Annotated in this window: 27 protein-coding genes; 21 read left to right on the plus strand and 6 right to left on the minus strand. The window is 73.1% G+C overall.

The genetic code is table 11. The features are described from left to right. Nucleotides 1–45 precede the first annotated feature (45 nt). The 4 genes from ACZ6O5_RS10470 (at nt 46) to thpR (ending at nt 3,060) form a co-directional block, all read left to right on the plus strand. Nucleotides 46–495 (plus strand): MarR family winged helix-turn-helix transcriptional regulator, encoded by a 450-nt coding sequence (locus ACZ6O5_RS10470; protein WP_281943423.1) that lies wholly within the window; start codon nt 46–48, stop codon nt 493–495. A gap of 69 nt (nt 496–564) precedes the next feature. Beyond that, nucleotides 565–1,851, plus strand: coding sequence for an MFS transporter (locus ACZ6O5_RS10475; protein ID WP_465976097.1), 1,287 nt, complete (start codon nt 565–567; stop codon nt 1,849–1,851). Nucleotides 1,852–1,976: 125 nt separating this feature from the next. Next, nucleotides 1,977–2,486: a hypothetical protein gene (locus ACZ6O5_RS10480; protein WP_281943419.1), complete on the plus strand. Its 510-nt coding sequence runs from the start codon at nt 1,977–1,979 to the stop codon at nt 2,484–2,486. A 4-nt stretch (nt 2,487–2,490) separates the two neighbouring features. Then, nucleotides 2,491–3,060 (plus strand): RNA 2',3'-cyclic phosphodiesterase, encoded by a 570-nt coding sequence (gene thpR / locus ACZ6O5_RS10485; protein WP_465976099.1) that lies wholly within the window; start codon nt 2,491–2,493, stop codon nt 3,058–3,060. A 168-nt stretch (nt 3,061–3,228) separates the two neighbouring features. Here thpR and sepH read toward each other — a convergent pair whose 3' ends face one another. The 3 genes from sepH to ACZ6O5_RS10500 all read right to left on the minus strand — a co-directional run bounded on the left by sepH (nt 3,229) and on the right by ACZ6O5_RS10500 (nt 7,001). Continuing rightward, a complete protein-coding gene (sepH, locus tag ACZ6O5_RS10490) occupies nt 3,229–4,317 on the minus strand; it encodes a septation protein SepH (RefSeq protein ID WP_465976101.1) in 1,089 nt (362 codons plus the stop codon). A gap of 189 nt (nt 4,318–4,506) precedes the next feature. Beyond that, nucleotides 4,507–5,634 (minus strand): phosphoserine transaminase, encoded by a 1,128-nt coding sequence (serC, locus tag ACZ6O5_RS10495; protein WP_465976102.1) that lies wholly within the window; start codon nt 5,632–5,634, stop codon nt 4,507–4,509. 260 nt (nt 5,635–5,894) lie between these two features. After that, complete coding sequence (locus ACZ6O5_RS10500) at nt 5,895–7,001, minus strand: citrate synthase 2 (protein WP_281943411.1); 1,107 nt, start codon at nt 6,999–7,001, stop codon at nt 5,895–5,897. A gap of 274 nt (nt 7,002–7,275) precedes the next feature. On the opposite strand from ACZ6O5_RS10500, the gene pdxH reads away from it, so the two are divergent. The 7 genes from pdxH (at nt 7,276) to ACZ6O5_RS10535 (ending at nt 13,130) form a co-directional block, all read left to right on the plus strand. Beyond that, nucleotides 7,276–7,905: a pyridoxamine 5'-phosphate oxidase gene (pdxH, locus tag ACZ6O5_RS10505; protein ID WP_405094125.1), complete on the plus strand. Its 630-nt coding sequence runs from the start codon at nt 7,276–7,278 to the stop codon at nt 7,903–7,905. Continuing rightward, nucleotides 7,902–9,194 (plus strand): MFS transporter, encoded by a 1,293-nt coding sequence (locus ACZ6O5_RS10510; protein ID WP_465976104.1) that lies wholly within the window; start codon nt 7,902–7,904, stop codon nt 9,192–9,194. Before pdxH ends, ACZ6O5_RS10510 begins: the two co-directional genes overlap by 4 nt. Before the next feature lie 15 nt (nt 9,195–9,209). Then, complete coding sequence (locus tag ACZ6O5_RS10515) at nt 9,210–10,136, plus strand: aldose 1-epimerase family protein (protein WP_465976106.1); 927 nt, start codon at nt 9,210–9,212, stop codon at nt 10,134–10,136. A gap of 2 nt (nt 10,137–10,138) precedes the next feature. Further along, nucleotides 10,139–10,741: a nitroreductase family protein gene (locus ACZ6O5_RS10520; protein WP_281943405.1), complete on the plus strand. Its 603-nt coding sequence runs from the start codon at nt 10,139–10,141 to the stop codon at nt 10,739–10,741. Between the two features lie 54 nt (nt 10,742–10,795). Continuing rightward, complete coding sequence (locus tag ACZ6O5_RS10525) at nt 10,796–11,101, plus strand: type II toxin-antitoxin system VapB family antitoxin (protein WP_107154773.1); 306 nt, start codon at nt 10,796–10,798, stop codon at nt 11,099–11,101. Between the two features lie 4 nt (nt 11,102–11,105). Further along, nucleotides 11,106–12,266: an acyl-CoA dehydrogenase family protein gene (locus ACZ6O5_RS10530; RefSeq protein ID WP_465976108.1), complete on the plus strand. Its 1,161-nt coding sequence runs from the start codon at nt 11,106–11,108 to the stop codon at nt 12,264–12,266. 99 nt (nt 12,267–12,365) lie between these two features. Then, nucleotides 12,366–13,130 carry a DUF4230 domain-containing protein gene (locus ACZ6O5_RS10535; protein ID WP_465976110.1) on the plus strand — a complete coding sequence of 255 codons (765 nt, stop codon included), beginning with the start codon at nt 12,366–12,368 and terminating at the stop codon, nt 13,128–13,130. Nucleotides 13,131–13,181: 51 nt separating this feature from the next. Here ACZ6O5_RS10535 and ACZ6O5_RS10540 read toward each other — a convergent pair whose 3' ends face one another. Then, on the minus strand, nt 13,182–13,385 hold the full coding sequence (locus ACZ6O5_RS10540) for a PspC domain-containing protein (RefSeq protein WP_281943400.1): 204 nt from the start codon (nt 13,383–13,385) through the stop codon (nt 13,182–13,184). 436 nt (nt 13,386–13,821) lie between these two features. Between ACZ6O5_RS10540 and ACZ6O5_RS10545 the strand changes: the two genes are divergently transcribed. The 8 genes from ACZ6O5_RS10545 (at nt 13,822) to ACZ6O5_RS10580 (ending at nt 24,362) form a co-directional block, all read left to right on the plus strand. Beyond that, nucleotides 13,822–15,192: an L-serine ammonia-lyase gene (locus ACZ6O5_RS10545; RefSeq protein ID WP_465976113.1), complete on the plus strand. Its 1,371-nt coding sequence runs from the start codon at nt 13,822–13,824 to the stop codon at nt 15,190–15,192. A 65-nt stretch (nt 15,193–15,257) separates the two neighbouring features. Next, entirely contained in the window at nt 15,258–16,085 is an 828-nt protein-coding gene (locus ACZ6O5_RS10550; protein ID WP_465976115.1) for an ABC transporter permease, read from the plus strand. After that, nucleotides 16,086–16,829, plus strand: coding sequence for an ABC transporter ATP-binding protein (locus ACZ6O5_RS10555; RefSeq protein ID WP_465976117.1), 744 nt, complete (start codon nt 16,086–16,088; stop codon nt 16,827–16,829). Continuing rightward, entirely contained in the window at nt 16,826–18,802 is a 1,977-nt protein-coding gene (locus ACZ6O5_RS10560) for a DUF5941 domain-containing protein (RefSeq protein WP_465976119.1), read from the plus strand. Before ACZ6O5_RS10555 ends, ACZ6O5_RS10560 begins: the two co-directional genes overlap by 4 nt. A 16-nt stretch (nt 18,803–18,818) precedes the next feature. Continuing rightward, nucleotides 18,819–21,008: a bifunctional glycosyltransferase/CDP-glycerol:glycerophosphate glycerophosphotransferase gene (locus ACZ6O5_RS10565; protein WP_465976120.1), complete on the plus strand. Its 2,190-nt coding sequence runs from the start codon at nt 18,819–18,821 to the stop codon at nt 21,006–21,008. A 104-nt stretch (nt 21,009–21,112) separates the two neighbouring features. Further along, nucleotides 21,113–22,423 (plus strand): ABC transporter ATP-binding protein, encoded by a 1,311-nt coding sequence (locus ACZ6O5_RS10570; protein ID WP_465976122.1) that lies wholly within the window; start codon nt 21,113–21,115, stop codon nt 22,421–22,423. Between the two features lie 98 nt (nt 22,424–22,521). Then, nucleotides 22,522–23,097, plus strand: a complete 576-nt coding sequence (locus ACZ6O5_RS10575; protein ID WP_465976124.1) for a winged helix-turn-helix domain-containing protein — start codon at nt 22,522–22,524, stop codon at nt 23,095–23,097. Continuing rightward, the gene (locus ACZ6O5_RS10580; protein WP_465976125.1) at nt 23,097–24,362 is read left to right on the plus strand and encodes an MFS transporter; all 1,266 of its coding nucleotides are present in this window, start codon (nt 23,097–23,099) and stop codon (nt 24,360–24,362) included. Before ACZ6O5_RS10575 ends, ACZ6O5_RS10580 begins: the two co-directional genes overlap by 1 nt. 11 nt (nt 24,363–24,373) lie before the next feature. On the opposite strand, the gene ACZ6O5_RS10585 is transcribed toward ACZ6O5_RS10580, so the two are convergent. Together ACZ6O5_RS10585 and ACZ6O5_RS10590 are read right to left on the minus strand one after the other, a co-directional pair. Next, the gene (locus ACZ6O5_RS10585; protein ID WP_465976127.1) at nt 24,374–24,844 is read right to left on the minus strand and encodes a MarR family winged helix-turn-helix transcriptional regulator; all 471 of its coding nucleotides are present in this window, start codon (nt 24,842–24,844) and stop codon (nt 24,374–24,376) included. A 28-nt stretch (nt 24,845–24,872) separates the two neighbouring features. After that, nucleotides 24,873–25,100 carry a hypothetical protein gene (locus ACZ6O5_RS10590; RefSeq protein WP_465976689.1) on the minus strand — a complete coding sequence of 76 codons (228 nt, stop codon included), beginning with the start codon at nt 25,098–25,100 and terminating at the stop codon, nt 24,873–24,875. Between the two features lie 100 nt (nt 25,101–25,200). Here ACZ6O5_RS10590 and ACZ6O5_RS10595 point away from each other — a divergent pair, with 100 nt between their 5' ends. After that, nucleotides 25,201–26,028 carry a helix-turn-helix domain-containing protein gene (locus tag ACZ6O5_RS10595; protein ID WP_465976129.1) on the plus strand — a complete coding sequence of 276 codons (828 nt, stop codon included), beginning with the start codon at nt 25,201–25,203 and terminating at the stop codon, nt 26,026–26,028. Continuing rightward, nucleotides 26,019–26,207 carry a DUF397 domain-containing protein gene (locus ACZ6O5_RS10600; RefSeq protein WP_465976131.1) on the plus strand — a complete coding sequence of 63 codons (189 nt, stop codon included), beginning with the start codon at nt 26,019–26,021 and terminating at the stop codon, nt 26,205–26,207. The genes ACZ6O5_RS10595 and ACZ6O5_RS10600 overlap by 10 nt, the downstream gene beginning before the upstream one ends. Nucleotides 26,208–26,238 lie beyond the last annotated feature (31 nt).

Raw genomic sequence — 26,238 nt, forward strand, 5'->3', positions numbered from 1 at the left:
CATAACGGACGTCGTTAGCCAGGCTCATTAGTTAAGCTAACGAGTGTGACGGAGCGGACGGTGACGGCGAAACGCGTGCCACCGGCGCAGCTGGCCCCCCAGTTGCGTGATGCGATCACCCGACTCAACCGGCGGGTCCGACAGGCCCGACCGGTCGGCGACCTCACGGTCACCCAGCTGTCGGCGCTCACCAGCCTCAAGCTGGCGGGCGCCCTCACGCCACGGGAACTGGCCGACGTCGAACGGGTGCAGCCGCCGACGATGACGAAGATCGTCGCGAAGTTGGAGGAGCGCGGCCTCGTGCAGCGCACCCCCCATCCGACCGACGGACGGCAGGTCATCCTGGCGGCGACCGAGGGGGGACGGGCCGTGCTCGACCAGTTCGAGCGCGCCCGCAACGAGTGGCTGGCCAGCCGACTGGCCGCGCTCACCGAGGAGGAACGCGACACGCTGCGGCGGGCCGCCGACATCCTCCAGGGCATCGCCCGCGGCTGACCCCGCGTCGCGCGGTCCGCTTCGTCAGTTGTCGATGAGGCGTACCTGACGCGAGGAGGCGCACCTAGAGTGCAGGCCAAGCTGAGCACGATGTTCCAGTCCCTACGAGTCCGCAACTACCGACTCTTCGCCACCGGGCAGCTGATCAAACTGATCGGCGTCTGGATGATGTTCATCGCCCAGGACTGGCTCGTCCTCGAGCTGAGCGACAACTCCGCCACCGCGCTCGGCGTGGTCACCGCGTTGCAGTTCACCCCCGTACTCCTGCTCACGCTGCTCTCCGGCCGCCTCGCCGACCGCTACGACAAGCGGATGCTGCTCTTCGTCGCCAACGCGTTCTGGACCGTGCTGGCGCTGGGGATGAGCATGTTGGTCGTCACCGGCGTGGTGCGGCTCTGGCACGTGTTCGCGTTCGCCGCGCTGCTCGGTGTCGCCAACGCGGTCGAGACCCCGGTGCGGCAGGCGTTCGTCTCCGAGCTGGTCGGCGTGACGCTGCTGCCGAACGCGCTCTCGCTCAACGCGGCCGTGTTCAACTCCGCCCGGATCGTCGGCCCCGCCGTCGCCGGCCTGGCCATCGCCGCGTTCGACGTCGGCCCGGTCTTCCTGGTCACCGCGTTCAGCTCCATCGCGCCGCTGGTCAACGTGGTCAAGATGCGCCCCGCCGAACTGCACCGCAAGGACCTGCCGCCGGCCGGCGAACGGGACCAGGCCAGGGTGGTGGACGGCCTGCGGTACGTGGCGCGCCGCCCCGACCTGCTGCTGCCGATGGTCGTCATGTCGGTGATCGGGATGAGCCTGTTCAACTTCCAGCTCACCCTCGCCGCGCTCGCCAAGACCGTCTTCAACACCGGTGCCGCGTCGTTCGGCCTGTTCAGCACCGTGCTGGCGGTCGGCGCGCTGGTCGGCGCGCTCGCCGGCACCGGCCGGCGCAGCCGCCCCTCGGTCTGGCTGGTGCTGGGCGCCGCCATCGGCTGCGCCAGCTTCGGCACGCTGGTCGGGCTCGCCCCCGCGTACTGGATGGTGGTGGCGCTGCTGCCGCCCACCGGGTTCTTCATGATCTTCTTCGCCCAGGCCGCCAACCAGCGGGTGCAACTCGGCGTCGACGCCTCCTTCCGGGGCCGGGTGATGGCGCTGTGGGTGCTGGTGTTCCTGGGCACCAACCCGGTCGGCGCGCCGATCATCGGGTGGACGGCCGAGACGTTCGGCGCCGGTGCGAGCATCTGGATCGGTGGCCTCATCTCGCTGGCCGCCGCGCTGCTGGCGCTCACCTGGCAACTGCGCCGCTCCGGCGCCCGCCTGCGCCTGCGCGTGCTGCCGATGCCGCGCTTCTACGTGGTGTCCCCCCGGGCCGAGTGAAAGGAGGGGCCCCCTCTTAACGCATTCCGCAGAGGAGGGGGCCCCGCTTAACACCGCACAAATGCGTACCGCCCGGTTTCGGCAATTGGGTGGCGGGTGCGTCTGACAGGGCTTAGCGTCGATGTGTGGGATTGGGGCAGGGGCTGCTGCTGGCGCTGGCGATCCTTGCTGTCTGCTGCCTCCCTGCCGTGTTCGCGCTGGTCTTCTGCGCCGACGAGATCATCGACCGGTTCGCGTGCGGGTGGGCCGAGTGGCGCGAGCAGCGCCGTGAGCGCCGCACCATCGCCCGGCTCGACCGCGCCATCGAGGCCGAGGCGCTGACCCGCGACATCGACCTGACCGAGTTCGAGCGGGAGGGCCGCCGCCCGCTGGAGCAGCTCGCCACCGACCTGCGCCGGCTCGGCGGCCACCGGCTTGCCGCCGCCGACCGCTCGGTGGTGTGGCACGGCGCGGTCATCGAGGCGTACGACGAGCGGCTGCGCGCCGCCTGCCACGCCCTCGGCATCGCCGAGCACCTGGCCGAGCTGGCCGGCGTCGACCGGGAGATCGAACGGGTCCGGGTGGAGGGGCTGCTGCACGCCGCCGGGCTGACGCTGCCGGCCGCCCGCGCGGCGCACCACCAGCGGCACCGCTGACCGGGTGCGGCTCTTCGCGGCGGTCTACCCGTCTGCGGCGGCGGTCACCGACCTCACCGCCCGGGTCGTCGGGCTGCGCGTCGGCGTCGCGTCCGCCGCCGGTGTGCACGTCCGGCTCGCCGACCCCGCCCACCTCCACCTCACGCTCGCCTTCCTCGGTGAGGTGCCGGACGGCCGGCTGGTCGAGGTGACGAGCGCACTCGGTCTGGCCGCGGAGTCCTTCCGGGACGGTCGGGGCAGCGCACCGCGGCTGCGCCTCGGCGGTGGGGGCAGTTTCGGCCAGGGCCGCTCCACCGTGCTCTGGGTGGACGTGCGCGGCGAGACCGACGCGCTGGACGCGCTGGCCCGCCTGGTCCGCCACGCGTTGCGACGGGCCGGACTGCCGCACGACGACAAGCCGTTCCGGCCCCACCTGACCATCGCCCGCCCCGGCGACCACGTCGACGTGCGCGCCGACCGGGAGACGCTGCACGGGTACGCCGGCCCCGAGTGGCCCGCCGACGAGCTGGTCCTGGTCCGCAGCCACCCGGGCGCCCGCACCCACCACACCCGCCTCGCCGCCTGGCCCCTGTGACCGCCGGGCACGTGGGGTGCCCGACACGCCAACTGTCGATCAGGAAGAAGCTCGCGGGGTCGGTGGCCGCCGGGCGCGTCCAGTGCTCGACACGTCACCGGCCGATCAGGAGGACCTGCGGGCCGGTGGCCGCCGGGCACGTCGAGTGCCCGGCACGCCAACGGTCGATCAGGAGGATTCGCGGGCCGCCGGGCCGCTGCCGAAGAGGACGTCGTCCCAGCTCGGCAGCCGCTTGCGTGGCTTGCCGCCGGCCTCACCGGACTCGGTGCCGGAGCCGCCGGACGACGGCGGGTTGCCGGTGCGCCGAGGCCGCAGCACGGCCAACGACGGCACAGCGGGGATCTCCTTCGGCGCGTCCGAGTCGTCGTCGAACGCCGAGCCCTGCCCGCCGCCGAGCAGCGCGGCGGCACCCCCGGCGACAGCCCGCTGGCGGGGTGCCTCCGAACCGGCGAGCGCGGCTGGGGAACGGGTGTCGAGACCGCGGCCGGACGTACCGCCGAGCGGCCGGTCCAGCGAGGCGAGCAGCGCGTCCCGGCCGGCCCGGATCGGGTCGCGCCCCGGACGGGCCTGCTCGACCCCGGACGGCAGGCCGTGCCCGCCCCGGCTCGGCTCGCCGCGCGACGGGCCGGGCAGCGCGTGACCGCCCCGCTCGGGTGCCGGCTCCTGGCCGAGGATCGGCGTGGGCCGCTCGGCGCACAGGTACTGCGCCATGTCGTCGTGCGCGATGACGTTCTGCCGGGACTTGTCGAGATCCCACACCGCCTGGGCGGTGGCCTTGCCGGACGGCCAGGTGGCGATGATCCGCCAGGTGCCGTCGTCGCGGCGGTAGGCGTCCCAGGAGATCTTCTCGGTGTCGATGCCGTGCTGGGCCAGCCGGCCGTTGACCACCTCGGCCAGCGGGGTCGGCTTCTCGGCGCCCTTGAGTCGGGTGCGGCGGGCGTGCTGGGCGAGCATGGCCCGCTCCTGGAGCACCGGGCCGGCGTAGCGCAGCACGCGGTCGACCGGCACGCCGGCGATGCGGGCGACGTCCTCAGCGGACTCGCCGGAACGGATCCGGGCCTGGATGTCGCGCGGGGACAGCGACGGCGTGGGATCGGTGGAGGCCGGCACCACCGCGAGCGGGGTCGCGCCCGGCTCGGCGTGCAGCACCGAGGCCACGCGCTCATCGATGGGGAGCGCGAGCAGGCGGCCCACCTCGTCGGTGAGCACCAGGGCCTGGCCGTCCTCGGAAAGGGCGACGAAGCGTACTGGGCGCATGGGCTTGCCTCCGTCCCGCTTCGCTGGCCGTCACGCCACGAGCCGGCCACCCGGGGCGTCCCCACCACCGTACGCTCATCTACCCGACGATGGGGACTGCGACACCCCGGCATGTCGCGACTGAGCTGCGGCGATGATCACGGTGGGTGGCCGCCGGAGCCCCGACGACCACCCAGCGTCACGGCGTGATCAGAGTCGCTCGACCACGTAGTCGATGGACGCGGTGAGCGCCTCGACGTCGGCCGGCTCGACGGCCGGGAAGAGCGCGACCCGGAGCTGGTTGCGGCCGAGCTTCCGGTAGGGCTCGGTGTCGACGATGCCGTTGGCGCGCAGCGCCTTGGCGATCGCCGTCGCGTCCACCCCGTCGGCGAAGTCGACGGTGGCGACCACGTTGGAGCGCAGCGCCGGGTCCGTCACGAACGGGGTGGCGAACGACGAGCGCTCGGCCCAGCCGTACACGATGCCGGCGCTCTCGGCGGTGCGCTTGGCCGCCCAGGCCAGCCCGCCCTGGGAGTTCATCCAGTCGGTCTGCTCCGCGGCCAGGAAGATGGTGGCCAGCGCCGGGGTGTTGTAGGTCTGCTCCAGCCGCGAGTTGTCGATCGCGGTGACCAGGTCCAGGAAGGCCGGGATGTAGCGGCCCGAGGACTTGATCTCGGTGGCCCGGGCGAGCGCGGCCGGCGACATCAGCGCCAGCCAGAGGCCGCCGTCGGAGCCGAAGCACTTCTGCGGGGCGAAGTAGTAGACGTCGGTCTCGGCGACGTCGACGTCCAGCCCGCCGGCGCCGGACGTGGCGTCGACAAGCAGCAGGGAGCCCTCGTCGGCGCCGGGCACCCGGCTGATCGGCACCGCCACGCCGGTGGAGGTCTCGTTGTGCGGGGTGGCGTAGACGTCCACGCCCGCCTCGGCGACCAGCGTCGGCGCGCTGCCCGCCTCGGACTTGCGGACGGTCGGCTCGCCCAGGAACGGCGCGTCCTTGACCGACTTGGCGAACTTGGCGCCGAACTCGCCGAAGCTGGCGAACTGGGCCCGGTCGCGGACCAGGCCGAACGTGGCGACCTCCCAGAACGCGGTGGTGCCGCCGTTGCCGATGATCACCTCGTAGCCCTCGGGGAGGGAGAAGAACTCGGCGATGCCCCGGCGCAGCCGGGCGACCTCGTCGCGGACCGTCTTCTGCCGGTGCGACGTGCCCAGGTAGCTGGTGGCGACGTCGGCGAGCGCGGAGACCGCCGCCGGACGAACCTTGGACGGGCCGCAGCCGAAACGGCCGTCGGCGGGCTTGAGGTCGTCGGGAATCCGGATGGTCGGTGCGTCAGCCACGGTTGTCTCGATCCTTCCGCATGGGCGAGGGCGGGCCCTTCCTGCGGGCGCGGACCGACGGCCGGCTCGTGCGCCGGACGCACGGGGCGGCCGGGATCCGAACCCGGCCGGCAGCGCTGCCGGCCTTCATCCTCGCACCCGCCCGGCCGGCACCACCCGCTGGTCCCACCGCGAGTGCTGAGGCGTACGCCACAGGCGGGCGTTAAGAAGGGGCCCCGCCTATGCCTGAAGCGTTAAGAGGGGGCCCCTCCTTGCACATCTCAGACGCCGTGCGGGATGGCGTCCCAGCCCTCGACCTGCTGCGGCTTGCGGGTGCCCGGGCCGACGTAGGTGGCGGACGGGCGGACCAGCCGGTTCAGCTTCTTCTGCTCCAGGATGTGCGCGGACCAACCGCCCATCCGGGCACAGGTGAACATCGAGGTGAACATGTGCGCCGGCACCTCGGCGAAGTCCAGCACCACGGCCGACCAGAACTCGACGTTGGTGGCGAGGACGCGGTCCGGGCGGCGGGCCTGCAACTCGGCCAGGGCGGCCTTCTCCAGCGCCTCGGCGACCTCGAAGCGGGGCGCGCCCAACTCCTTGGCGGTGCGCCGCAGCACGCGGGCGCGCGGGTCCTCGGCCCGGTAGACCCGGTGCCCGAAGCCCATCAGCCGCTCGCCGCGGTCGAGCACGCCCTTGACGTACCCCTCGGCGTCGCCGCTGCGCTCGACCGACTCCAGCATGCTGAGCACCCGGGACGGCGCGCCGCCGTGCAGCGGGCCGGAGAGTGCGCCGATGCCGGAGGAGATGCAGGCCGCGGCGTCCGCGCCGGTGGAGGCCACGATCCGGGCGGTGAAGGTGGAGGCGTTCAGGCCGTGCTCGGCGGCCGAGATGAAGTACGCGTCGACGGCCTTGACGTGCCGGGGGTCGGGTTCGCCGCGCCACCGCTTCATGAAGCGCTCGACGATCGTCTCCGCCTTGTCGATCTCCTTCTGCGGCACCGCCGGCAGGCCCAGCCCGCGCGCCGACTGGGCGACGAAGGAGAGCGCGGTGACCGACACCCGGGCCAGGTCCTCGCGGGCCTGGGCGTCGGAGATGTCGAGAAGCTGACTGAGCCCCCAGTACGGGGCCAGCATGGCGACCGCGGACTGCACGTCGACGCGGATGTCGCCGGAGTGCACCGGCACCGGGAACGGCTCGGCCGGCGGCAGGCCGGGGCCGAACCGACCGTCCACCAGCAGTGCCCAGACGTTGCCGAAGGAGACCTGGCCGATCAGATCCTCGATGTCCACGCCCCGGTAGCGCAGCGATCCACCCGCGCGGTCGGGTTCGGCGATCTGGGTCTCGAAGGCTACGACGCCCTCCAGGCCCGGCTTGAAATCGGACATGTCGTCTCCTGGCTTCCGGCTCGGTGCGCCCGGGCGGGCTGATCCAGCCCCGTAGCTCAGGCGACCCCTCAGGGATGTGGTTCGAAACATCTTGCCCGGTGGGTAACCGGCTGCGCGACCCGCAGCGACTGTGCGCCACGCGACATCCCCGCCGGTGGACGCGCATGCGGACAGGAGAAGACTAGGCGTCGGGGCCTGGCCAGCGTCGGGGGACGCCGGTACGCCCGGGAGAGGGACGGCCAAAGTGACAGGCGACACACCCGCTCCGGCCGGCATGCGTAACGAGTACGCCGCCGACCTGGGCCTAACCGAACCGGACCTGGCACCGGACTGGCACAGCCAGTTCGCCCGCTGGTTCGCCGACGCGGTGGCGCATCCGCTGCCCGAGCCGAACGCGATGGTGGTCGGCACCGCCGACGACCACGGCCGGCCCAGTGGACGCACCGTGCTGCTCAAGGGCTACGACGCGGAGGGCTTCGTCTTCTACACCAACCACCGCTCGCGCAAGGGCGCCGAGGTGACCGCCAACCCGTGGGCCAGCCTGGTCTTTCCGTGGTTCCCGATGCAGCGGCAGGTGACCGTCACCGGCCGGGTGGCGCACGTCGACCGGGCGGAGACCGAGGCGTACTTCGCCAGTCGGCCGCGCGGCTCGCAGCTCGGCGCGTGGGCCAGCACCCAGTCGGCGGTGGTCCCGGACCGGGCCGCGCTGGACGAGGCGTACCGGGCGGCGGCGGAGCGGTTCGCCGGCGTCGGGTCGATCCCCGCCCCGCCGCACTGGGGCGGGTTCCGGGTCCGCCCGGAGACGGTGGAGTTCTGGCAGGGCCGGGCCAGCCGGCTGCACGACCGGCTGCGGTTCCGGCGTACCGCCGACGGGGTGTGGGTCGTCGAGCGGCTCGCACCGTGACGGAGGTCACCAAGGCCCGGTCGCGCGGACGCCGCCGCTGGGCGATCGACCTGCGTCCGCTGCGCGTGCCCGCCTACCGGCGGGTGTGGCTCGGCAACGCGGTGGCGATGTTCGGCTTCCAGTTCACCGCCGTGGCGGTGCCGGTGGAGATGTTCGACCTGACCGGCGGCTCGTTCTGGGTCGGGCTGCTCGGCGTCGCCGGCTTCGTGCCGCTGCTGGTCTTCGGGCTCTGGGGCGGCGCGGTCGCCGACGCCCGGGACCGGCGGCGGGTACTGCTCGCGGGCGGCGCGCTGCTCTGGGCGGCGACGCTCGGGCTGCTGGTGCAGTCACTGGTCGGCGCGCGCAGCCCGGTGCTGCTCCTGCTGCTGGTGGGCGTGCAGTCGGTGGCGTTCGCGATCACCTCCCCGGCCCGCAGCGCGATCCTGCCCCGGCTGGTGCCGGCCGAACTGGTCCCGGCCGCGACCACGCTGAACTACACCACGTTCACCGCCGCCGCGGTCGCCGGGCCGCTGGCCGCCGGGCTGATCTTCGCCACCTGGCGGGTCGACGCGGCGCTGCCCATCGCGTACGGGTTGGACGCGCTGCTGTTCACCGTGTCGCTCTGGGCCACCCTGCGGCTGCCGGCGATGCCGCCGGAGCCGGAGCCGGGCGGCGGTGTCCGCCGGGCCGGGCTGAGCAGCGTCGTCGACGGCTTCCGCTACCTGGCCACCACGCCGGTGCTGCTGCTCTCCTTCGCCATCGACCTGATCGCGATGATCCTGGCCATGCCGCGGGCGCTCTTCCCGGAGCTGGCGCAGGAGCGCTTCGGTGGCGGCGCGGCGGTCGGCTGGCTCTACAGCGCCATCGCCATCGGCGCGATGCTCGGCGGCCTCACCTCCGGCTGGATCGGCCGGGTGCGCCGGCAGGGGCTGGCGCTCGCCGTGGCGGTGGTCGGCTGGGGCGTGGCCATCGCGCTGGCCGGGCTGGCCGGCCGGCTCTGGCTGGCGGTGCTGCTGCTCGGCGTGGCCGGCGCCGCCGACCTGGTCAGCGCCACCCTGCGGCAGTCGATGCTGCTGGTGTACGCGCCGGACCGGATGCGCGGCCGGCTCCAGGGCGTGAACACGGTGGTGGTGGCCGGTGGCCCCCGCCTGGGTGACCTGCGGGCCGGCGTGACCGCCGCCGGGTTCGGCACCGGCGTCGCCATGGTCGGTGGCGGTATCGCCGCCGCCGTGCTGGCGGTACTGCTGGTGACGGCGTTCCCCGCGTTGCTGCGCTATCGCGCCACCGCTCCCACCGAGGACCGTCGGTGACGATAGGGTCGCCGAATGGGGATCGACGAGCGGGCACCGTCCGGAACACAGTGGACCATCTCCGCCGACGGCCACGAGGCCGTCGTGGTGGAGGTCGGCGGCGGGCTGCGGGCCTATCGGCACGACGGGGTGGACTACCTCGACGGGTACGCCGAGGACGAGCTCAGCCCCGGCTCGGCCGGGCACGTGCTGGCGCCCTGGCCGAACCGGATCCGGGACGGCGCGTACACGTTCGGGGACCGCTCGCTCCAGCTCGACCTGACCGAGCCGGAGCGGCACAACGCGCTGCACGGCCTGGTCAACTGGGTCCGGTGGGAGCTGGTCGAGCAGTCGCCGGGGAGCGTCACGCTCGGCTACGACCTGCCGCCCACCCCGGGCTACCCGTGGGCGTTGCGGCTGCGTAGCCGGTGGAGCGTCGGCCCGGACGGCCTGCGCGCCGAGCACGAGGTGACGAACCTCTCCGCCGAGCCGGCGCCGTTCGGCTTCTCCGTGCACCCCTACTTCCAGCTTCCCAAGGTGGGCGTGGACGAGCTGGTGCTGCGCGTGCCGGGGCGGAACCGGGTGCTGGTGGACGGCCGGCTGCTGCCGGTGGGCGCCAGCCCGGTGGCCGGCACCGAGTACGACTTCACCGCGCCCCGGCCGATCGGCGACCTGGTGCTCGACCTGGCCTTCGGGGACGTGGAGCGGGACGCCGACGGCGGCTCGGCGGTGACGCTCGGCGCGCCGGACGGCTCGTCCGGGCTGGCGGTCTGGGCGGACCGCGAGTTCGGCTGGTGGCAGGTGTTCACCGGGGACACGCTCGGTGGTGAGCGGCACCGCCGCTCGGTGGCGGTGGAGCCGATGACGTGCCCGCCGGACGCGTTCCGGTCCGGCCGGGACGTGATCACGCTGGAGGCCGGGCAGACGTGGCGCGGCGCCTGGGGCGTCCGGCCGGGGCGCTGAACGTGGAGTTCGCCGAGGTCGTCCGGCGTCGCCGGATGGTCCGCAACTACGACCCCGACCGGCCGGTCCCGCCCGAGGTGGTGGACCGGTTGCTCGCGCACGCGGTCCGGGCCCCGTCGGCCGGGTTCGCGCAGGGCTGGGGCTTCCTGGTGCTGGAGGAGCCGGCGGACCGGGCCCGGTTCTGGGCGGCCACCACGCCGGACGGCGGCGGTCGGGAACGCTGGCTGGCCGGGATGCGCCGGGCCCCGCTGATCGTGGTGCCGCACGCCAACCGGGACGCCTACCTGGACCGGTACGCCGAGCCGGACAAGGGCTGGACGGACCGCGCCGAGGACCGCTGGCCGGTGCCCTACTGGTACGTGGACGCCGGCTTCGCGGCGTTGCTGATGCTGCTCACCGCCGTGGACGAGGGGCTGGGCGCCTGCTTCTTCGGCATCCCGCCGCAGCGCGTCGGGGCGTACCGGGAGGCGTTCGGGGTGCCACCGGAGCTGCATCCGATCGGCGCTGTCACTGTTGGCTACCGAGCCGTCGACCATCGGTCACCGTCGCTGCGCCGGGGGCGGCGCCCGGTGGATGATGTGGTCCGGCGGGGGCGGTGGAGCTGAGCGGTTAGGCTGGCAGCCACATCGTCAGCCCGGCCTGGGGGAGGAGAGCACGCGGTGATCTTCAGGGCGGTCCGGGACGGGCGTCCCTACCCGGAGCACAACTTCACGCTGAAGCAGTGGGCCGAGATCCCACCGCGTCCACTGCGGCTGGCCGAGCTCATCACCACCAAGCGGGAGCTGGCGCTGGACAAGCTGCTCGCCGAGGACTCCACCTTCTACGGCGACCTCTTCCCGCACGTGGTGCAGTGGAACGGCGGCCTCTACCTGGAGGACGGCCTGCACCGGGCGTTGCGTGCGGCGTTGCAGCAGCGCAACCAGATCCATGCCCGGGTGCTGGTCCTCGGCGACCAGGGGGAGTGACGACGTGACCACGCTCGACCTGCTCGACGTCGACGCCTCGCTGAGCGAGGAGGAGCGGCAGATCCGGGCCGTCGTCCGCCAGCTCGTGACCGACCGGGTCCGCCCGCACGTCGCCGGCTGGTATGAGGACGGCGACGTGCCGGCCCGTGAGCTGGCCCGCGAGTTCGGCAAGCTGGGCCTGCTCGGCATGCACCTGACCGGGTACGGCTGCGCCGGCGCGTCGGCGGTCGCGTACGGGCTGGCCTGCCTGGAGCTGGAGGCCGGCGACTCGGGCGTCCGCTCGCTGGTCTCGGTGCAGGGCTCGCTTGCCATGTACGCGATCTGGCGCTTCGGCAGCGAGGAGCAGAAGCAGCGCTGGCTGCCGGCGATGGCGACCGGCGACGCGATCGGCTGCTTCGGGCTGACCGAGCCGGACCACGGCTCCGACCCGGCCTCGATGGCCACCCGGGCCCGTCGGGACGGCGACGACTGGATCCTCACCGGCGGCAAGATGTGGATCACCAACGCGCCGATCGCCGACGTCGCGGTGATCTGGGCCCGCACCGACGACGGCGTGCGGGGTTTCCTCGTGCCGATGGACACCCCCGGGGTGGGCGCGCGGGAGATCCGCCGGAAGATGTCCCTGCGGGCCTCGCTCACCGGTGAGATCACGCTCGACGACGTGCGGCTGCCGGCGGATGCGCGGCTGCCCGAGGCGACCGGGCTGAAGGCGCCGCTGAGCTGCCTGACCGAGGCCCGGCACGGCATCGTCTGGGGCGCGCTCGGCGCGGCCCGCGACTGCCTGGAGACCACCCTGGCGTACGCGACCACCCGCACCCAGTTCGGCCGGCCGCTGGCCGGCTTCCAGCTCACCCAGGCCAAGTTCGCCGACATGGCGGTGGAGTGGAACAAGGGGCTGCTGCTGGCGCTGCACCTGGGCCGGCTCGCCGACGCCGGGAAGCTGCGGCCCGAGCAGGTGAGCGTGGGCAAGCTGAACAACGTCCGGGAGGCGCTCGCCATCGCCCGGCAGTGCCGCACCATCCTCGGCGCGAACGGCGTCTCCGGGGAGTACCCGATCATGCGGCACGCCGCCAACCTGGAGAGCGTGCTCACCTACGAGGGCACCTCGGAGATCCACCAGCTCGTCATCGGCCAGCGGCTGACCGGGCTCTCCGCCTTCGCCTGACCTGCCGGTTCACCCGATCGGGGCACTCGACGAGCGAGTGTCGCACAGTCCCCGTACCGTCATTGGCAGTCGATGTGTCGGACGAGGACGGTGAGGGCGATGGCCCGCGACGGTGACACCCAGCAGCCCACCAGGGAGTTCCCGGAATACCCGACCAGTGAGTCCCTGCACGACCGGGCGGACGCCCCGCCCGAGCCCGGGCCGGGCACCCGGCCCTCGGCCGGCGGGGCCGCGCGCGGGCTGCTCTGGGTGCTCGGTGCGGCGGCACTGGCGGTGGTGGTGCTGCTCGGCGTGCAGGCGACCGGCCTGCTGCCGGACTTCCGCAACCCGTTCGCCAAGGAGCAGACCGACCGCAGTCAGCCGCCGTTGCTCAAGTCGATCCGTGACCTGAGCCGTTACGTCGCGGCGGAGGGCAACTTCCAGGTGGTGGTCGACGTGCAGAAGGACCGGCGCAACGTGCCTGACTTCCTGCTCAACGAGCGCACGCTCTTCGTCGGGGCGGGCCGGGTCGAGGCGTACGTCGACTTCGCGAAGATCGCCGACGGGGCGGTGGTGGCCTCCGACGACGGCAAGTCCGTCGAGATCAAACTGCCCGCGCCGCAGCTCGGCGAGACCGACCTGGACATGGACAAGAGCTACGTCTTCGCCGAGGAGCGCGGCCTGATCAACCGGCTCAACGACCTGGTGGCCGGTGACCCCAACCGGCAGCAGCAGGTCTACAAGCTGGCCGAGGACCGGATCACCGCGGCGGCCCGGGACAGCGGGCTCGCCGCCCGGGCGCAGGAGAACACCCGCAAGATGCTGGAGGGGCTGCTGCGCTCCCTCGGCTACGAGAAGGTGACCGTCACCTACACGGCCCCCTGACCTCGCACGACGCGCCCGCCCTCCCGGGGCGGGCGCGTCGTCGCGTGCGGTTCAGCGGGTGGCGAGGTAGCGGTCCTCGTTCGGCATCAGCACCCACAGGATCAGGTAGACGATCACCTGGGTGCCGGGCAGCAGCAGGGACAGCAGGAACAGCAGCCGGACCATGCCGGCCGACATGCCGAACCGCCGTCCCAGGCCGGCGCAGACACCGGCGATCATGCGCCCCTCGCGGGGCCGGACCAGTTTGCGACTCATCGTCGTCTCCCACTTCTGCGGCGATCCGCCGCGCTGATTCCACGCTAGGTCTCCGATGCGCGTCGCGCCCTCGGCCCCGAGGAGGATCGGCGACCCGGGCACCCGTAGGTACATACCCCCGCGCACCCCTCCCGACCCACCCACCGTGCCCCGACCCACCCGCCCCACCCCCGGCGCAGTCGCAGATTCACGGAAGAAGTGGCCATCGACGCGCGGATGGCCACTCTTTCCGTGAATCTGCGCATGCCGGGGTGGGGGGTGGGGGTGTGGCGGGGTGGGGAGTGTGGCGGGGTGGGGACGGGTATTGAGCTGGGGCGGGTAGGCTCGCCGGTCGGGCGCCCCCACCCCGGGCGCCGCGCCGTCGGCCCGCGAGCGGGTCGTGGCAGACACCGGTTCGGAACCGCACAACGGGGACGACGGCGAGGAAAGCGCAGCCATGATCAGTGTTTTCGACCTCTTCAGCGTCGGTATCGGGCCGTCCAGCTCGCACACCGTCGGGCCGATGCGGGCCGCCCGGACGTTCGTGGGCGGCCTGAAGGCCGACGGGCTGCTCGCCGACGTGGCCCGGGTGCGGGCGGAGCTGTTCGGCTCGCTCGGCGCCACCGGCCACGGCCACGGCAGCGACCGGGCGGTGCTGCTCGGACTGGAGGGCGAGGCCCCGGAGACGGTCGACACCGACACCGTGGGCGAGCGGATCACGCGGATCCGGGACGCGCGGCGACTGCGCCTGCTGGGCACCCAGGAGGTCGACTTCGACCCGGACCGGGACCTGGTGCTGCACCGCCGGCGCTCGCTGCCGTACCACCCGAACGGAATGACGTTCGCGGCGTACGACGCGGCCGGGCGCGAGGTGCGGGCGCGCACCTACTACTCGGTGGGCGGCGGGTTCGTGGTGGACGAGGCGGCGGCCGGGGCGGACCGGATCAAGCCGGACACCACCCGGGTGCGTCACCCGTTCCTCACCGGGGCGGAACTGCTCGACGTCACCACCCGGACCGGCCTGTCGATCAGCGAGGTGATGCTCGCCAACGAGCTGTCCTGGCGTAGCGAGGCGGACGTCCGCGCCGGGCTGCTGGACATCTGGCGGGTGATGCGGGAGTGCGTGGAGAGCGGCTGCACCCGCGACGGCGTACTCCCGGGTGGGTTGAAGGTCCGTCGCCGCGCCGCCGAGCTGCGGCGCGGCCTGGAGGCGGAGACCGGCGCGGACGACCCGCTGCGCGCGATGGACTGGGTGACGTTGTTCGCGCTGGCGGTCAACGAGGAGAACGCGGCCGGCGGGCGGGTGGTGACCGCGCCGACGAACGGCGCCGCCGGGATCATCCCGGCCGTGCTGCACTACTACACCCGTTTCGTGCCCGGGGCCTCCGACGAGGGCGTGGTCCGGTTCCTGCTGGCGGCCGGCGCGATCGGCGTGCTGTTCAAGGAGAACGCCTCGATCTCCGGCGCGGAGGTGGGCTGCCAGGGCGAGGTCGGGTCGGCGTGCTCGATGGCGGCGGCCGGGCTGGCCGAGGCGTTGGGCGGCACGCCGGAGCAGGTGGAGAACGCCGCCGAGATCGGCATGGAGCACAACCTGGGGTTGACCTGCGACCCGGTGGGCGGGCTGGTGCAGATCCCGTGCATCGAGCGCAACGCGGTGGCCAGCATCAAGGCGATCACCGCGGCCCGGCTGGCGCTGCGCGGCGACGGCGTGCACCACGTGTCCCTGGACAAGGTCATCAAGACCATGCGGGAGACCGGCGCGGACATGAAGGTCAAGTACAAGGAGACGGCGCGGGGCGGGCTCGCGGTCAACGTGATCGAGTGCTGACCCCGTTGGGGTGATCTGGGGCCCGAGCCGGGAGGCGCCGCGAAAAACAGCGCGACGATGGTGCGGTGACGTCCGGCGTCGCGGCGCTCTGGTCCGCCCGCACCTCGCTGCGCATCCTGGTCCGGCGGGATCTCGCGGTGAAGTACCAGCAGTCGGTGCTCGGCTACCTCTGGTCGCTCATCGAGCCGCTCGGCATGGGGCTGATCTACTGGTTCGTCTTCGGCGTGCTCTATTCCGGCGCGACCCGGCGGCACCTGGGCGAGGCGGCCGGCTCGTACCCGCTGTTCCTGATCACCGGGATCTTCGCCTGGATGTGGGCCAGTTCGGCGCTGACCGAGGCGGCCGGCGCGCTGACCGGGCAGGCCCGGCTGATCACCACGATGAACCTGCCCCGGCCGATCTTCCCGATCGGCCGGGTCGCCGGCCGCTTCGCCGAGTACCTGGCCGGCCTGCCGATCCTGGTCGCCATCGCGGCGCTCTACGCCGCCCGCGGGAAGATCCACCCCGGGTGGAGCCTGCTCGCCCTGCCGCTGGCGGTGGCCGTGCAGTTCGTGCTGCTGGTGGGCCTGGCGCTGCTGCTGTCGGCGGGCAACGTGCTGATGCGCGACATCGAGCGGACCATGCGGCTGGTCATCCGGCTGCTGTTCTACGCCACCCCGATCATCTACCCGTTCAACCTGGTCCGGGACTCCGGCATGCCGGGCTGGCTGAAGCTCGCGTACGAGCTGAACCCGCTGGTCGGGATCTTCCAGTTGCACCACGCGGTCTGGTACCCGGACGAGTTCCCGGACGCCCGGCTGCTCACCGTGACGGTGGCGGGCAGCGTGCTGGTGCTGGTGGTCGGCTGGTGGGCGTTCCGCCGCCTGGAACCGGCCGTGCTGAAGGAACTCTGAGTGCCGCCGATCATCGCGGCGGACGGGCTGGGCATCCGGTTCGTGCGGAACCGGCGCCGGCAGTTGCGGCTGCGGGAGCTGATCGTGCACCGGGGCGCGCGGGACCCGGACGCCGGCCGGTTCTGGCCGCTGCGGGACCTGTCGTTCCGGATCGAGCCGGGTGAGACGGTCGGGGTGGTGGGGCGCAACGGCACCGGCAAGAGCACGCTGCTGCGGTTGATCGCCGGGGTGCTCATCCCGGACGAGGGCACGATCTCGGTGCACGGCCGGGTGGCGCCGCTGCTGGAGTTGTCCGCCGGGTTCTCCGGCGACCTGACCGGCCGGGAGAACCTGTACCTGGTGGGCGGGCTGCACGGGCTCTCCCCGGCGTACCTGCGGCGGCACTTCGACGAGATCGTCTCGTTCGCCGGTGAGCAGGTGGAACGCGCCATCGACACGTCGGTGCGGCACTACTCGTCGGGGATGAAGGTGCGGTTGGGCTTCGCGGTGATCGCGCACCTGCCGCACCCGGTGTTGTTGGTGGACGAGGTGACCGCGGTCGGGGACGCGGAGTTCCGCGCGAAGTGCTATGCGACCATCGAGCGACTTCTCGCGGAAGGACGCACGTTGGTGCTGGTGTCACACAACGACAAGGACCTCACCCGGTTCTGCCGTCGGGGGCTCTACCTCGACGCCGGACGGCTGGTCGTCGACGGGACGATCGACGAGGCGCTGGCGGCCTACGCCGACGCGGCGCAGCGGTGACGCTCGCGATCGTGCTCGCCGCCGGGCCGGCGGCGGGCGGAGCCACCGAGGGCGCGGAGCCGCCGGCCGACCGGCTGGCCGCGCAGTGGCGGCGGGCCGGGGCGGAGCAGGTGCGGGTGGCCGCCGACCTGGGCGAGCTGGCCGACCTGGTGGCCGGCGCGACCGGCCCGGTGCTGGTCAGCGGCGTCGACCTGGTGGCGCACACGGCCGTACTCAGGCATCTCGCGACCAGCCCGGTCGGGCCGACGGTGGCGTTGGTGCTCACCGACCCGCCGGCCGCCGGGCAGGCGGTGGTGCGCGAGGAGCGCGGCCAGGTGGTCGCGGTCGGTGACGCGGCGGACGCGACGGGCGTGTTCGGCGGCGCGCTGCGGGTCGGCGCGGCCGACCTGCCGGCGCTCGCCGACGCGGCCCGCGCGGCGTCCGCGACCGCCCCGGCCGCGCCCGGCGTGCAGCCGGCCGGTCCGGCGACCGAGTCGGGCGGGCCGCTCGGCGCGGTGGACCGGCTGGTGGCCGGGCTCGCCGCCCGGGGCACCCTGATCTTCGCCCATCGGGTACGCCTGCTCGTCGCGCACCGGGTCGGCGACGCGGCCGGACGGGCGGCGGCCGAGGCGGAGGTGGCGGCCGTCGACGAGGACCGGGCCGAGCTGAAACTGTCGGTGAAGGAGCGGGACGACTTCTTCACCACGTTCTTCGTCAGCACCTGGTCGCCGTACGTGACGAAGGCGGCGGCCCGGATCGGGATCGGCCCGACCGGCGTCACCATGGTCTCGGTGGCGTTCGCGGTGGCGGCGGCCGTGCTGTTCGGCGTCGGTGGCCGGCCCGCGCTGGTGGCCGGCGCGGTCCTGCTCTACCTGGGGTTCGTGCTGGACTGCGTGGACGGGCAGTTGGCCCGCTACACCCGGCACTTCAGCGCCTGGGGCGGCTGGCTGGACACGATGGCCGACCGGTTCAAGGAGTACGTGGTCTACGCCGGTCTCGGGTTCGGCGCCACGCACGCCGGGTTCCGCTACGGCTGGGCGCTGGCGCTGGCCGCGATGACGTTGCAGACCGTGCGGCACATGACCGACACCTGGTACGGCGCGCTGCACGACGAGGCGGCCCGGCGGCCGAAGGTGGTGTCCGGCGACGCGGGCGGCATCGGCGGGAAGCTGAACGCCGCGTCGACGAGGGTGCAGGCGGACACCGGCTCGGTGTCGTACTGGCTGAAGCGGACCGTGGTGTTCCCGATCGGTGAGCGGTGGGCGCTGATCGCGCTGGCCGCCGCGCTGTTCGGGCCGCTGGTGGCGCTCTGCGCGGTGCTGGTCTGGGGCACGTTGGCGTTCGCGTACACCGGGGCGTTGCGGACGCTGCGGGCCCGGTGGATGCGGGTGCCGGTGCTGACCACTGTCGACACCGGCCTGCACCGCGACGACGGCCCGCTGGTGCGGACGCTGCCCCCGGCGCGGGGACCGCTGCTGCTGGCGGTGCTCGGCGCGCTCGGCGCGGCCGGGATGCTGGTGTGGGCGCTGCGCACGGTGCACGGCGGGGGTGACCTGCCGATCTGGGCGCCGGTCCTCGCGCTGGTGCTGCTGCTGGGCGCGGCGCAGGGCGCGCGGACGCCGCACGCCGGGGCGCTGGACTGGCTGGTGCCGGCCGCGTTGCGGGCCGCCGAGTACCTGTTCGCCATCGCGGTCGGCGTGGCCGGGCGCGCACCGGCCTGGTTGATCTTCGGGTACGTCCTGGTGCTCACGCTGCACCACTACGACCTGACCGCCCGGCTGGAGAAGCGGCAGTCGGCCCCGCCGCTGCACGTCGCCACGCTGGGCTGGGAGGGGCGCTCGGCGGTGCTGGCAATTGCGCTGATCGCCGGAATTGCGAGTATCACGCTGGCTACACTTGGTGCGTACCTTTTCGTGGTTTTCGTTGTGAGCGTGGTCCTCGCCTGGGTGGTCCTGCCGGCCCGCGCCCGTGGGGGTGTGCGCTCGCCGGGCTGACGGAGGGCGGGCCGGCATGACCCTGATCAGTTTCGTCGTGCCGGCCTACCGGGTGCAGGGCTACCTGCGGGAATGCCTCGACTCGATCCTCGACCAGCCGTTCGCCGACCTAGAGGTGATCGGGGTGGACGACGCCTCCCCGGACGCCGGCGGCGAGATCCTGGTCGAGTACGCGGCTCGCGACCCCCGGGTCCACCCGGTGCGGCTCACCGACAACGTCGGGCTCGGTCCGGCCCGCAACGCCGGGCTGGACCGGGCCACCGGCGAGTACGTGTGGTTCGTCGACGGGGACGACTGGCTGGTGCCCGGCTGCCTGCCGCACGTCGCCGACCGGCTCCGCGACACCCGCCCGGACGTGCTGGTCGTGGACCACGTCCGGGCGCACTGGAACTTCGTCGGCACGCGCAGCGCCATGCGGGACGTCTTCCCGGAACCGCCCGGCCCGGAGACGTTCACGCTGCGGGACCGGCCGGAGACGCTGCGGCTGCTGCACACCGCCTGGAACCGGCTGGTCCGCCGCGAGTTCCTGGTCGGGCGCGGGCTGCGCTTCGCGCCCGGCTGGTACGAGGACGTCTCGTTCAGCTATCCCGCGCTGATGGCCGCCGACCGGATCGGCGTACTGGACCGGGTCTGCCTCAACTACCGGCAGCGCCGCACCGGTGCGATCACCCGGACCCGGGGCGACCGGCACTTCGAGGTGTTCGCCCAGTGGCACCGCGTGTTCCGGCTGATGGACCGGTGGGCGCCGGCGGTGGACGAGCTGCGGCCGGCGGTCTTCGAGCGGATGATCTGGCACTACCTGACCGTGCTCGGCCACGGGGAGCGGATCGCGCCGGAGCTGCGGGCGCCGTTCTTCGCCCAGATGCACGAGGACTACAGGCGGTTCCGGCCGTCCGGCGGCTACCCGGTGCCGCCCGGGGTGGAGGGGCTGAAACACCGGCTGGTGGCGGCCGGCCGGTGGCGGACGTTCAGCGCGCTGCGCGGTGCCCACCAGGCCGGGGAGACCGCCCGGCGGACGGCCGACCAGGCCCGGCGGCGGGTGAAGCCGGTGGTGCGGCGGACCGCCCGGCGGGCCCGCGACACCGCGTTGCGCGAGTACTACCGGGCCGAGCTGCGCCGCCCGATCGACCCGACGCTGGCCGTCTACGCGGCCTACTGGTACCGGGGGTACGCGTGCAATCCGGCCGCCGTCTACGAGGCCGCCCGCCGGCTCGCCCCGCAGGTACGCGGCGTCTGGATCGTCCGGCGGGACCGGGTCGCCACGCTGCCGCCGGGCGTGGAGTACGTGGTCGCCGGCACCCCGGAGTACCACCGGGTGCTGGCCCGCGCCCACTGGCTGGTCAACAACGTCAACTTCCCGGACTTCGTCCGTAAGCGTCCCGGTTCGGTGCACGTGCAGACCCACCACGGCACGCCGGTGAAGGTGATGGGTCTGGACCAGCAGCGCTATCCGGTGGGCGCGATGGGCATGGACTTCGCCGGCCTGCTGCGCCGGGTGGACCGCTGGGACTACAGCGTCAGCGCGAACGCCTTCTCCACGCAGATGTGGGAGCGGGCGTACCCGGCCGACCACACCACGCTGGAGGTCGGCTACCCGCGCAACGACCGGCTGGCCCGGGCCACCGCCGACGAGTGCCGTCAGGTCCGCGCCGCGCTGGGTATCGGCGCGGAGGAGTACGTGGTGCTCTACGCGCCGACGCACCGCGAGCACCTGCCCGGCTGGCGTCCGCCGTTCGACCCGGACCGGATGCGGGACGTGCTCGGCCCGGCCGGCCGGCTGCTGATGCGCAGTCACTACTTCCACGACCGGGAGCGACGGCCGCGTGGGCCGGCCGCCGGCGGGGTGCTGGACGTCAGCGCCCACGAGCGGGTGGAGGACCTCTACCTGGCCGCCGACGTGCTGGTCACCGACTACTCGTCGGCGATGTTCGACTACGCCGTGCTGGACCGGCCGATCGTGGTCTACGCGCCGGACTGGGACGCGTACCGGGTGGCCCGGGGTGTCTACTTCGACCTGCTGGCCGAGCCGCCGGGCGCGGTCGCGACGGACTTCCCCGGGCTGCTGGACGTCTTCCGCTCCGGCGTGGTGAACGGCGGGGCGGCCGAGCGGGCGCGGGCGGCGTTCCGGGCCCGATTCTGCGCGCTGGAGGACGGGCACGCGGCGGATCGGGTGGTCCGACGCGTGTTCCTCGGCAAATCCGCGTAATAAGACTGTCACGAGCCGAACATGGCACGTTTACCCGATGTGCGAATCGAATGATCCTGGTCACAGTCATTCCCGGGTTCGGGCGAGCGACTGGGGAGGTGACGGTGACCACCGTCGCGCTCAAGGATGTCACCAAGGTGTTCCAGGACGGAACGATCGCGGTCGACAACATAAATCTGGACGTCAACGACGGCGAGTTCATGGTGCTGCTGGGCCCGTCGGGCTGCGGCAAGTCGACAGTGCTGCGGATGGTGGCCGGCCTGGAGGATCCGACCTCGGGCGCGGTCATGCTCGGCGGCGAGCTGGCCAACGACCTGCCGCCCCGGGACCGGAAGATCGCCATGGTCTTCCAGGACTTCGCGCTCTATCCGCACATGACCGTCGGTGACAACATCGGCTTCCCGCTGCGGCTCTCCGGCATCGAGCCCGGGCCGCGCGGCGAGCGGATCCAGGACGTGGCGGGCGCGCTCGGCATCGGCGACGTGCTCGCGCGCAAGCCCAGCCAGCTCTCCGGCGGCCAGCGGCAGCGGGTGGCGATGGGCCGGGCGATCGTCCGGCGGCCCGGCCTGTTCCTCATGGACGAGCCGCTGTCCAACCTGGACAGCGGACTGCGCGCCGAGCTGCGGGCCGAGATCTCCGCGCTGACCCGGGAGCTGGGCGTCACCACCATCTACGTCACCCACGACCAGGCCGAGGCGCTCACCATGGCCGACCGGGTGGCCATCATGCGCAAGGGCGTCCTCCAGGACGTCGGCACCCCCACCCAGGTGTACGGGCGGCCGGCCACGCTCTACGTCGCCGCGTTCCTGGGCAGCCCGCGGATGAACCTGCTGGAGGCGTCCGTCTACGTCCACCTCGACCGGTACGTCACGCTGAGCCTCGGCGACCAGGCGCTCTACCTGCCCTGGGACGACATCCGAAGCCGCGCGGTGGCGCACTACCACGGCGAGCGGATCGTGGTCGGGCTGCGCGCCGAGGCGCTCACCCCGGTCGCCTCGGACACCCCCGGCGACGTGCTGCACGGCCGGATCCGCTACCTGGAGCACCACGGCCACGAGTCGCTGGCCTTCCTCGACATCGGCGCGACCGCGATCGTGGTCGACGAGATGGGCACCCCGGTCGAGCGGACCGCTCCCGGCCAGCGCGGCCTGCGCCGGTTCGGCCAGGTGGTGCAGCGGCTCGCCGGCCGGTCCGCGGAGACCGCCCCGCCCGCGCCGGCCCCGAACGGCGCCGGCAACCGCACCAGCGTGCTGCCCGACCCGGGCCGGCACCACCGCCGCCCGGCGGAACTGGCGGTACGGCTGGCCCCGTACCCGCAGGTGTCGGCCGGACACTCGCTGGCGGTGCAGGTGCGGATGGACGCGCTGCACTTCTTCGACGAGCGCGGCGACCGCATCGACGTCGGCTGGAGATGAAAGGAGGGGCCCCCTCTTAACGCTTTCTGCATAGGAGGGGGCCCCGCTTAACATCGCACGTCAAGCCAAGATGTCTTGGCCAAGGTATGTTGGCTTACATGCCACCCCAGCAGAAGCGGCAGATCACCGACCCGCAGGCGCTGCGCGCGCTCGCCCACCCCCTCCGGCTCACGCTCCTCGAACTGCTGACCGTCGACGGACCGGCCTCCGGCCGGAAGCTGGCGGACCGGACCGGCGAGTCCACGGCGTCCGTCAGCTACCACGTCGGCCAGTTGGCCAAGTGGGGCCTGGTCGAGCCGGCACCCGAGTTGGCGGAAGGCCGCGAACGGCCCTGGCGGGCAACCAGCCGGGGGATCACCTGGTCCGCGACCGGCGACGGATCACCGGAGTTCGTGGCCGCGTCCCGGGCGCTGCGGGAGCAGTTCATCGCGCAGCGGCTCGCCGCGCTGGAGGCGTACCAGCGTCACCAGGACGATTTCGACCCCGCCTGGCAGGAAGCGGCGTGGGTCGGCGAGGACGTCGGTCATCTCGACCCGGACGAGCTGGTCGAGATGACCGAGCGCATCAAGGCGGTCGTCGGCGAGTACACCGCCGCCGCCCGGCCGCGCAGCGCCCGCGCCCGCCGCGTCGCCTTCTTCGGGTACGCCGTCCCGAGCCCCGACGGCCCGAACTGATGCTGCGTACGCCCGGATTGTTCGCCCTGTTCGCGGCGAAGCTGCTCTCCACCTTCGGTTCCTGGCTCACCCTGCTGGCGCTGCCGTGGTTCGTGCTGGTGACCACCGGTTCGCCGGTGCGGATGAGCGCCGTGCTGGCCGCGGAGTTCCTGGGTGTGGTGAGCCTGGGCCTGCCCAGCGGGCGGGTGGTGGCCCGGCTCGGGGTGCGCCGCACCATGCTGATCTGCGACGCCGCGCGCGTACCGCTGATGGCGCTCATCCCGCTGCTGCACCAGGCGGACCGGCTGAGCCTGCCGGCCCTGCTGGTCGTCTCGTTCAGCCTCGGCGCGTTCACCGCTCCCTACGTCTCCTCGCAGCGGCTCATCCTGCCCGAGCTGCTCGGCCCGGCGCGTGGCCGCGACGAGAAACTGCTGGCCCGGGCCAACGGCCTGATCGACGGCGCGACCCGGATCGCCGCCCTCGCCGACCCCGCGCTCGGCGGCCTGCTCATCGCCCTGCTCGGCCCGGTCCAGGTGCTCTGGATCGACGCCGGCACCTACCTCGTCTCGTACCTCATCCTGATCGCCTTCGTCCGGCCGGCCGCGTCCGCCGCGACCGGCGCGACCGGCGCGCACCGGGCCGCCGATCGGGCGGGTGCGCGGGGCACCACCTTCGCGGGTCTGCGTTACGCGCTGCGCCATCCGGCGCTGCGGCTCTTCGTGCTCGCCCAGACGTTCGTGACCCTCTCGATTCCCGCCGTGTTCATCTGCCTCCAGGTGCTGGTCCGGGAGGAGTTGGGTGGCGACCCGCGGACGTTGGGGCTGCTCACCTCGGCGAACGGCGCCGGCCTCGTCATCGGCAGCCTGGCGGCCGTCGCCGGCCTGGGGCGGATGACCAGATCCGCGCTCACCGCCGCCGCGCTGTTGCAGTGCGCCCCGCTGTGGCTGCTGCTCGTCGATCAGGTGGCCGTGGTGGCCGGTGCGCTGTTCCTGGTCGGGCTGGCCACGCCGGTGCTGGCGGCGACCATCAACACACGCGCCACCGTACGCGCCCCGGCGCTCCTCCGACCGCACGTGATGACCGCGGTGACGACCACCGAGAACCTGGCCGCGTTCGTCGGCTACACCGCTGCCGGGCCGGCGTTGCAGTTCAGCGGGCTGCGTCCGGTCTTCGCCGGGATCGCCGCCCTGGCCGCCCTCGGCGCGGTCACCTTCACCGCGGCCCTGCGCCTCGACCGGCCGGCAACCAAGGTGCCGGATCGACGTCCGGCCGATGTGACGACTTGACCAGACGCGCCTCAGGCCGGGACGGAGCCGCCGGTGTTCCTGATCATCCGGTGGAGCGCCTTCAGCGTCGTGACGTAGTCCGCGTCGTCGATGCCCTCGTGGATGCGGGCCCGGATCGTCGGCGCGTGCCGCTTGAGGTCGAGGCGGGCGGCCTCGCCGGCCTCGGTGATCGACAGCCGTCCGTCCTCGTCGCGGGCCAGCCAGCCGCGCTCCAGCAGCACCCGCGACTCGGCGTCCAGGTCGTCCTCGGCCCGCAGGTAGGAGCGCATCGCCTGCCGTAGCTCGGCGACGGTCAGTCCGCCGCCCTGCGGCAGCAGGTCGTTCGGGGAGAGGTTGCGCAGCAGCCAGAACTGCGGCTGCGTGAAGCCGAGTTCGGCGTGCCGGGCGCGGGTGAAGGCGATGAGTGACTCGTAGGCCACGCCGGTCCAGTAGGCGGCGGGCTGGCCGGCCAGTTCGGCGTCGGTCGACTGCGGGGTCGTCATGGGCCGAACGTAGAACGTCAACCCGACTTCAGCTCAAGGGTTCACGCCTTGCGCCCCAGGCGACGAAGCGGGCGAACACGTCGGCGGGGTCCGGGGCGCCGGCCGGGTTCAGCCGGTAGAGGTCGCGGGTGGCCTCGTAGAACAGCCCGCACAGGTAGAGCGACAGGCTGACGTTGTTGTCCTCGTACTCGCTCTTGAGCAGCAGGCGGGCGGTCGGGCAGGGCCACTGCTGGCCGCACGCCCGGCAGCACCACATCGGACGCAGCGGTGTGTGCGGCGCGGCATGCCGGGGGTACGGGCGTTGATTGGTCACGGGCGCTCCTGTCGGTAGCGGGTAACGGACGAGTTCGGCTCCGTTGCGTGACAGTGTCGTCACCGCGCAGATGATCCGTATGGCGTTGTGGGAGCTGTTCGCCGGTGAGCTGCGCCGGCTCCGTGCCGAGGCCGGGCTGACGCAGGAGGCGTTGGGCGAGCGGGTGAGCTATTCGGCGTCGCTGGTGGCGGCCGTCGAGCAGTGCCGCCGCGCGCCGCGGGCCGAGTTCACCGAGCGCTGCGACGACGTGCTCGACGCCGGTGGCCTGCTGGTCCGCATCCGGGCCGCGCTGGTGCAGGAGTCGCTGCTGCCGTGGTTCCGCGAGTGGGTGGGCATCGAGCAGGAGGCGACCGCGCTGCGCAGTTACGAGCCGTTGGTGATTCCGGGCCTGTTGCAGACCGAGGAGTACGCCCGCGCGCTCTACGAGGGGGCCGCGCAGTTCGTGGCCGAGGCGCTGGAGCAGCAGGTGGCCGCGCGGCTGGCCCGGCAGGCGGTGCTGGACCAGCCCGCGCCGCCGCAGTTCGTGGCCGTGCTCGACCACTCGGTGCTGACCCGACCGGTCGGCGGCCCGAAGGTGATGCGGGAGCAGTTGGCGCACCTGGTCGAGATGGGCCGCCGGACCCGGGTGCACCTGCATGTGGTGCCGGAGACGGTGGGCGCGTACCCGGGGCTCAACGGCGCGTTCGTGCTCGCCACCCCGGCCGACGGCGACGACGTGGGCTATCTCGACAACCAGATGCACGGCACAATCGTGGAACGGACGGCGGACGTGAACTCCCTGCGGCAGACCTGGGAGTCCGTCCGCGCGGAGGCGATGCCGCACGGGGCGACCCTGGCGGCGATCTCGGAGGCGGCGAACCGATGGAGCTGACCGGCGCGACCTGGCGCACGAGCGCCCGCAGCAGCGGCAACGGCGGCAACTGCGTCGAGGTGGCGGACAATCTGCCCGGCGTGGTCGGGGTCCGCGACAGCAAGGACCGGCAGGGGCCGGCGCTGACGTTCACGCCGGCGAGCTGGGCGGCGTTCGTCGCCCACACCAAGCGCGCCTGACTCGCCACCTCGGAAGCCCTGCCCCGACGAG

The sequence above is a fragment of the Micromonospora sp. NPDC049201 genome, from assembly GCF_055586805.1.